The 7,230-nt window shown below is 55.1% G+C and carries 5 protein-coding genes; 3 read left to right on the forward strand and 2 right to left on the reverse strand.

The features are described from left to right. A partial coding sequence (locus NW819_RS06245; protein WP_414413227.1) for a prolyl oligopeptidase family serine peptidase occupies positions 1-1,689 on the forward strand: 1,689 nt, incomplete at its 5' end. Here the strand turns inward: NW819_RS06245 and eno are convergent. Both eno and ntcA read right to left on the reverse strand, forming a co-directional pair. Then, positions 1,686-2,969, reverse strand: a complete 1,284-nt coding sequence (gene eno, locus NW819_RS06250; protein WP_414413228.1) for a phosphopyruvate hydratase — start codon at positions 2,967-2,969, stop codon at positions 1,686-1,688. The two genes, NW819_RS06245 and eno, sit on opposite strands and share 4 nt — an antisense overlap. Before the next feature lie 238 nt (positions 2,970-3,207). Next, complete coding sequence (ntcA, locus tag NW819_RS06255; RefSeq protein ID WP_011434093.1) at positions 3,208-3,882, reverse strand: global nitrogen regulator NtcA; 675 nt, start codon at positions 3,880-3,882, stop codon at positions 3,208-3,210. A gap of 309 nt (positions 3,883-4,191) precedes the next feature. Here ntcA and NW819_RS06260 point away from each other — a divergent pair, with 309 nt between their 5' ends. Both NW819_RS06260 and NW819_RS06265 read left to right on the forward strand, forming a co-directional pair. Further along, positions 4,192-5,988 carry a M61 family metallopeptidase gene (locus NW819_RS06260; RefSeq protein ID WP_414413229.1) on the forward strand — a complete coding sequence of 599 codons (1,797 nt, stop codon included), beginning with the start codon at positions 4,192-4,194 and terminating at the stop codon, positions 5,986-5,988. Positions 5,989-6,115: 127 nt separating this feature from the next. Then, the coding region (locus NW819_RS06265; protein WP_414413230.1) for a hypothetical protein at positions 6,116-7,230 on the forward strand (1,115 nt) is incomplete at its 3' end.

Below are 7,230 nucleotides of genomic sequence, written 5' to 3' on the forward strand. Positions count from 1 at the left end.
CGCGACAGCGGTGCGGAGCACGCTGGACGGTATCTAGCCTATGGCCTCTCCTGCTCCGGCTCCGATTGGCAAGAGTGGAAGGTGCGGGACATCGAAACCGGCGAGGATTTGCCGGATCACCTCCGCTGGGTCAAGTTTTCCGGGGCGAGCTGGACGCTGGATGGGCAAGGATTTTTCTACAGCCGCTACGACGAACCGGCCCCCGGCAGCGAATACGAAAGCGCCAACTACTTCCAGAAGCTCTACTACCACCGCCTGGGCACCTCCCAGTCAGAAGATGTTTTGGTCTATCACCGCCCCGACCAAAAAGAGTGGGGCTTTGCCGGCGGGGTTACTGAAGATGGGAATTACCTCATCATCTCCGTCTGGCGGGGCACGGATCCCAAAAACCTCATCTTCTACAAAGACTTGCGGGATCCCCAGTCTCCTGTAGTAGAGCTCATCCGCGAGTTTGAGGCCGAATACAGCTTCGTGGGCAACGACGGATCCCGCTTTTGGCTGTTGACGGACTGCCAAGCTCCTCGGCGGCGACTGGTGGCGATTGACTTGGAGCAGCCCGACCAGGTGCAGGAGGTGATCCCCGAGGCGGAGGAGACCTTGCAGGGGGTTAGCTTGATCAACAATCAGTTTGTGGCCTTCTACCTCAAAGACGCCCACACCCAGATCAAGACCTTTGCTTTAGACGGCACCTACCTAGGAGAAATCCCGCTGCCCGGGCTGGGATCTGCCAGCGGCTTTGGCGGCAAGCGCTACGACACCGAGACCTTCTACACCTTCACCAGCTTCACCACCCCACCCACCATCTACCGCTACGATTTCACCAGCGGCACCAGCACCCTGTTCCGTCAGCCCCAGGTGGATTTCGATCCCCAGGCCTACGAGGTGCAGCAGGTGTTCTACACCAGCAAAGACGGCACCCGCATCCCCATGTTTCTCGTCCACCGCCGTGGCCTGACTCGGACAGGGGATCACCCCACCCTGCTGTATGGCTACGGTGGCTTTGGCATCTCACTTACCCCCAGCTTTTCAGTGGGTCTGGTGGCCTGGCTGGAAATGGGCGGTGTCTATGCCCAGCCAAATTTGCGCGGCGGCGGCGAGTACGGAGAAGAGTGGCACCAGGCGGGCACCAAGCTCAACAAGCAAAAGGTGTTCGACGACTTTATTGCCGCTGCCGAGTGGCTGATAGCCCATGGCTACACCAACCCCGCCAAGTTGGCCATCTCTGGCGGCAGCAACGGCGGCCTCTTAGTGGGGGCCTGCCTGGTTCAGAGGCCGGAGCTGTTTGCAGCGGCCCTGCCGGCAGTGGGGGTGTTCGACATGCTGCGCTTTCATAAGTTCACCATCGGCTGGGCCTGGATCTCCGAGTACGGATCCCCGGAGAACCCGGAGGAATTCAAGGCCCTCTACGCCTATTCCCCTCTGCACAACCTCAAGCCCGGCACTGCCTATCCCGCCACCCTGATCACCACCGCAGATCACGACGACCGGGTGGTGCCCGCCCACAGCTTCAAGTTTGCCGCTGCCCTGCAGGCAGCCCAGGGGGGATCCCAGCCCATCCTCATCCGCATCGACACCAAGGCAGGGCACGGGGCCGGCAAGCCCACCAGCAAGCTGATTGAGGAAGCTGCCGACCGCTGGGCCTTTTTGGTGCAGGTGCTAGGGATCCTCTGGGACGGAACGGGAAGTTAGCGAGCTCCAGGACCCAGGCCCACCCGACCGGCATAAACTGCCGCTTCCCCCAGCTCGTCTTCGATGCGCAGCAGTTGGTTGTACTTGGCAATGCGCTCGCTGCGGCAGAGGGATCCGGTTTTGATCTGCCCGGCACGGGTGGCCACCGCCAAGTCGGCAATGGTGGTGTCTTCCGTCTCGCCAGAGCGGTGGCTGATGATGGTGCGAAAGCCGGCTTGAACTGCCAATTGGATGGCCGAGACGGTCTCCGTCAGGGTGCCGATTTGGTTGGGCTTGATCAAAATGGCGTTGGCGGCGGCGCTGTCGATACCCTTTTGCAGGCGGGTCAGGTTGGTTACAAACAGGTCATCTCCCACCAGCTGTACCCGGGATCCCAGTTGAGCGGTCATGGCTTGCCAACCGGCCCAGTCTTCTTCCGCTAGCCCATCTTCAATGGAAAGGATGGGATAGTTGGCCAGCAGTTGCTGGTAGTAAGCCACCATATCAGCCGCGCTGTGGGCTTTGCCCTCAAAGTGATATTGCCCATCCTGTAGCAGCTCGTTGGCGGCCACATCCAAGGCCAAGGCGATATCTGCTCCCGGTTTGTAGCCTGCCTGTTCAATAGCCGTCATCAGCAGATCCAAAGCCGCCGCATTGGAGTCGAGATCAGGAGCAAACCCCCCTTCATCCCCCACACCGGTGGACAGCCCCTTCTGCTGCAGCACTTGTTTTAGTACCGCAAACACCTCAGCCCCGTAGCGCAGCGCCTCGCGAAAGCTGGCCGCTCCAATGGGCACAAGCATAAATTCTTGAATATCGACGTTGTTGTCGGCGTGGGCGCCGCCGTTGAGCACGTTCATCAGCGGCACCGGCAGCAGGTTGGCAAAGGGCCCCCCCAGGTATTTGTAAAGAGGCAAGCCCACTGCTTCCGCAGCCGCTTTGGCTGTCGCCAGAGAAACTGCCAAAATAGCGTTGGCCCCCAGGCGGGACTTGTTGGGGGTGCCGTCCAGGTCGATCAGCAACTGGTCAATACGGGCTTGGTTGAGGGCATCTTCTCCCTGCAGCTCCGACTGGATGGGGCCAAGGATGTTTTCCACCGCCCTCAGCACACCCTTACCGCCGTAGCGTTTGGGATCCCCGTCCCGCAGCTCATGGGCCTCAAAGGTACCGGTCGAAGCGCCGCTGGGAACCTGCGCCAAGCCCGTCGCCCCATTGGCTAAACCCACCAGGGCCTCTAAGGTGGGGCGTCCTCGCGAGTCGAGGATCTCATGGGCGGTAATCCACTCGATGGCCGTTTCCACAGTTACACCTCAGCAATTGGCTAGATAGCTCTGGCCAAAGCCAGATCCCCCCATAGACTAGTAGGTTTTTGCCCGCGATCCGGTTAGCTTCCAGAAAACTTTAAGTCTGTCCTTTAGGTATAGAGATTCTTCAAGGCTGCAGCAGTAGATTGAACATAGGCCGGCCAGAGCTTCAACCAGCCGTCGAGCGGGGTTTGCCTGGGCAAGGTGCTGCTCAGGAAGTGTTCTCCTCTTCCTTCTAGGCAAAGCGATGGCTCAGCCGCATCGGGTCGTGTACGGTGATCTTCTTCTTGTGAATGGAGATGTACTTCTTCTTGCGCAGCTCTCCCAACAGGCGGGTGATGGTGACGCGGGTTGAGCCAATGGCCTCGGCAATGGCCTGGTGAGACAGCTTGAGATCGATGGTGACCCCATCTGGGCCAGGCACTCCGAAATCGCGACAGAGGATCAACAAAAAGCTGACCAGACGGGATCCCATGTCGCGATGAGCCAGTGTCTCGATCATCATCTCCGTTTGCAAAATGCGGGACGACAGGCTTTTAACCAGCAACATGGCCAGTTCGGCGTTCTCCTGCAAGGATTTTTCCACCTGCTCGATCGGCAGAGAGAGCAACTCAGTAGGCGTAAAAGCCACCGAGTGATAAAAGCGATCAGAGCGCTGTCCTGTGATAAAGGAGAGCACGCCGAAGATGCTGTTTTCGCGTAGGAGGGCGACGGTGATTTCCTCCCCCATTTCGTAGACCCGCGAGAGCTTAACGGCTCCCTTCACCAAAAAGTAAACCCGCTCCGCCGGATCCCCTGGAAAAAAAATGGTCTTCCCGCGCTCAAACGTTTCGATAACCGGAGGATGGTGAGGGCCTCCCAATTGCTTGAAGGCTGTGATCAGAGATTTTTCTGCTACGGCCACCGCCATACTCATCAACCTTTTAAGGTCAGTTTATACCTAAGATCAACCTATTAAGATCAATCTAGAAGCATTAGGCTAGGTTGCAACCCCTTGACTTCAGAATCGATGATGATACCAAGATTTACCCTAAAGTAGAAGGTTCTGCCCAGGCATCTTTGTAGCACGTGCTACATTTTTGAGTCTCGTTTTTGCCCCAGAAAGGGATCCCCAACCGAAAGCAGGGGTTAGGATAAGAGCCATTGTCGCTGGGGGCTGCGTCGGCCCTTGGCGGTAGAGAGTGGAGTGGGTTGGAACATTCTATCTATCTATCTATCTATGGGGATCCCAGAGGTTATCGTTGCTGCACCTTCTCAACTGAGCCGCCAGCATTTCACAGTGCGGATGCCGGATCCGGCCAATCACCTGCTGGAGGTGGAACTGCAGATCCAAGAGGTGGATCCAGAGGTGCCTTTGCGGCTGCGACTGCCGGTGTGGACGCCGGGATCCTACTTGGTGCGGGAGTATGCCCGTCATGTGCAGGAGTTTCAGGCGGCAACTGAGCAAGGGATCCCTTTGGCCTGGCGGAAGGTGGATAAGAATACCTGGCAAATCGATCCGCCGGGTTCTTCTGCTGTGAAGGTGTGCTATCGGGTCTATGCCTATGAGCTGACGGTGCGCACAAACCATCTGGATTTGACCCACGCCTATTTCAACGGGGCAGCGCTGTTTCTCTACGTGCCCGGTCGCGAGCGGGAACCCTACACTTTGACGGTGATCCCACCCAAGCCGGATTGGCACATCGCCACCAGTTTGCGGCCTTTGATCTCCTCTTCTGGGGATCCCGCTTCCGGCCAGTCTTTTGTGGCGGAAGACTACGACGAGCTGGTGGATAGCCCGGTGGAGGTGGGTCCACATCGAGTGCAATCGTTTGAGGTGGAAGGGATCCCGCATTACCTTGTGGTTTGGGGGTCGGGCACTCTGGATGTCGATCGGGCCGTTGCCGATGCCAAGGCCATTGTCGAAACCACAGCCGCATTTTTTGGTGGGCTACCCTATGACCGTTACTGGTTTATCGTGCATTTGTCACCGGGAGGATTTGGTGGCCTTGAGCACAAGTACAGCACCACCCTTCTTTACTCTGGGCTGGAGCTGCATCAGCCAGAGTCCTATCGTCGGTTTTTGGCTCTGATCGCCCACGAGTTGTTTCATGCCTGGAATGTCAAGCGTCTGCGTCCTCTGGCATTGGAAAAGATCGATTACAACCAGGAAAATTATCTGGAATGTCTGTGGTTTTGTGAGGGGGCGACCAGCTATTACGAAAACGTCATCTTATTGAGGGCAGGGATCCTCAGTGCCGGCGATTTTTTAAAAGTTCTTTCCGAACAGATTGGTCGCTTGCAGCGTACTCCGGGCCGGGCCGTGCAATCGCTGCGGGAGTCCAGCTTCGATACCTGGATCAAACTCTACCGCCCCCACGAAAACACCCTCAACAGCCAGGTTTCTTATTACTTAAAGGGGGCTTTGGTCTGTTGGCTGCTGGATCTGCACATCCGTCACCTTTCCGGCGGTCAGGGATCCCTGGATACAGCTTTGCAGGATCTGTGGCAGCGCTTTGGTCGGTCAGGCAAGGGCTACAGCGACCAAGACTTGCGGGAGGCGTTTGAGCGGGCAGCCGGTGCCGATCTTGGCCGGTTTTTCGCAGCCTATGTGGAAGGCACGGAAGAGCTGGATTACAATGCCTACCTACATCCTTTTGGCCTCACCCTCAAAGCCCAATTCAGCCGCCCCAACCCCATCCCATACCTGGGCCTCAATTTCAACGGCGAGGGCAATCGCATCAGCGCAGTAGAGATGGGATCCCCGGCGCAAAAAGCGGGCATCTGGGCCGGCGATGAGCTGGTGGCCCTGGATGGGTTCAGGGTGAGCGCTGCCAACTTGGCGGAACGCTTGACAGCCTATCAGCCCCACCAGATCATCTGTTTAAGCGTCTTTCAAGCGGACCAGTTGAAACACTTTTGGATCCCGTTGGATCCCCCTCGGCCCGATGTCTACACGTTGGAGGTGTTGCCTGAACTGACTCCTGCTCAAGAAGCTCTTCAGCAAGGCTGGCTGGGATCCCTCATCAGCGCCTAGCTTCTCAGGGGTCAGGGGCAGGCCCGCCCTCTACTTGAAAATTTGCTCATCTCCCTATAGCATGTTGAGGCAAGCGGGTAGTCCAGTCAACTTGAAAGAAAAGTAACAGCGCGGGGGCCAGGGGCATTTGGTAGACTTCGTTTTGGTTTTATTGATTGGGGTAGCTATTGGTTTCTCGTTAGGTATTTACGCTGCTCGCCAGTATAGGGCAAACCCTAAACTAGAGATCTGGAAACGAGAGATTATCAGAGAGATATCTTCACAGTTAAGCCAACACAGCCAAGTCCTTGACGAAGCAAACAAAGCGCTAAGCAAATTGAGCGAAGAATTGGTGAACATAATCTCTGAGAAGTTACACGATTCCCAAGCTAACCTTGAAGAGTTTAAATTTCGCCTAGTCGATAGCTGTCAGAGCTTGCTAAAAGATTGGAGTAGAGACCTTCTACGAACCATATCTGTAAAGCTAGCTGAGCAGGATAAGCAACTAAGCAACCAGCGAGTTCTTCTGGAAAACTTATTGAAAGAAACTCAGTATGTTTATCAGCACCTACAAGTTGCTCTTCGAAATTTTCGCGAATTAGAGACATCTCAAACTACAGATCAGGACTCCCAGAATGATCAGATCACTCAGATTATTGATCAACCACCAGAGCCTGAATCAATAGACAAAGTGCCAAGAGACAAGGATAGGGTAGCTACTGTTGATATATCAAAGATAGAGTCATTCTTAAACTCAAAAAACGTAAGGATAAAAAGCATAGCTGTGGGAGAAAAAGAGGAAAAGCTAGATCAAATAGCTGCCTTTATGGGCAGCCGATACTCTTCGATCAAAAGATTCTATAGAATGATTAAATCAAATATGAACAGCGGAAACTCTTTCTCAATAAACTTTAAAGACGAGCCCCAACAAGTAATCAGCGCAACTTGCCAAGTCGCCAAAGAGTTATACGGAATCGCATTTTTGGAAGAGTACAGATACTTTAGGGCACCCAAGTACCTGTTGGTGGCAAGGCCCAGTAGATCGCCCCAGGCACTGAGTTTTCTCTCAGGAAACTGGCTAGAGAGATACGTCAGGGATAAGCTGATCTGTCTTGCTACAAGTCAAACTGGAAAGATTGATTTCTCTTACATAACAAATGCCCAAGTCACTTTGTCGAACGGAGCTGATTTTGAGATGGATCTTTTCTTTCATGTTAACGATCAATTCTACTGGGTGGAGTCGAAGACAGGTGAGTACCAAGA

This window comes from Synechococcus sp. R8-2, assembly GCF_047461715.1.
In the GTDB taxonomy this organism is placed as follows: Bacteria; Cyanobacteriota; Cyanobacteriia; order Thermostichales; family Thermostichaceae; genus Thermostichus.

Coding starts and splice junctions, on each gene's coding strand:
- ntcA (WP_011434093.1), bottom strand. CDS start 3,882: ATGGCGGTGGCCGTAGCAGAAAAATCTCTGATCACAGCCTTCAAGCAA.
- NW819_RS06260 (WP_414413229.1), top strand. CDS start 4,192: ATGGGGATCCCAGAGGTTATCGTTGCTGCACCTTCTCAACTGAGCCGC.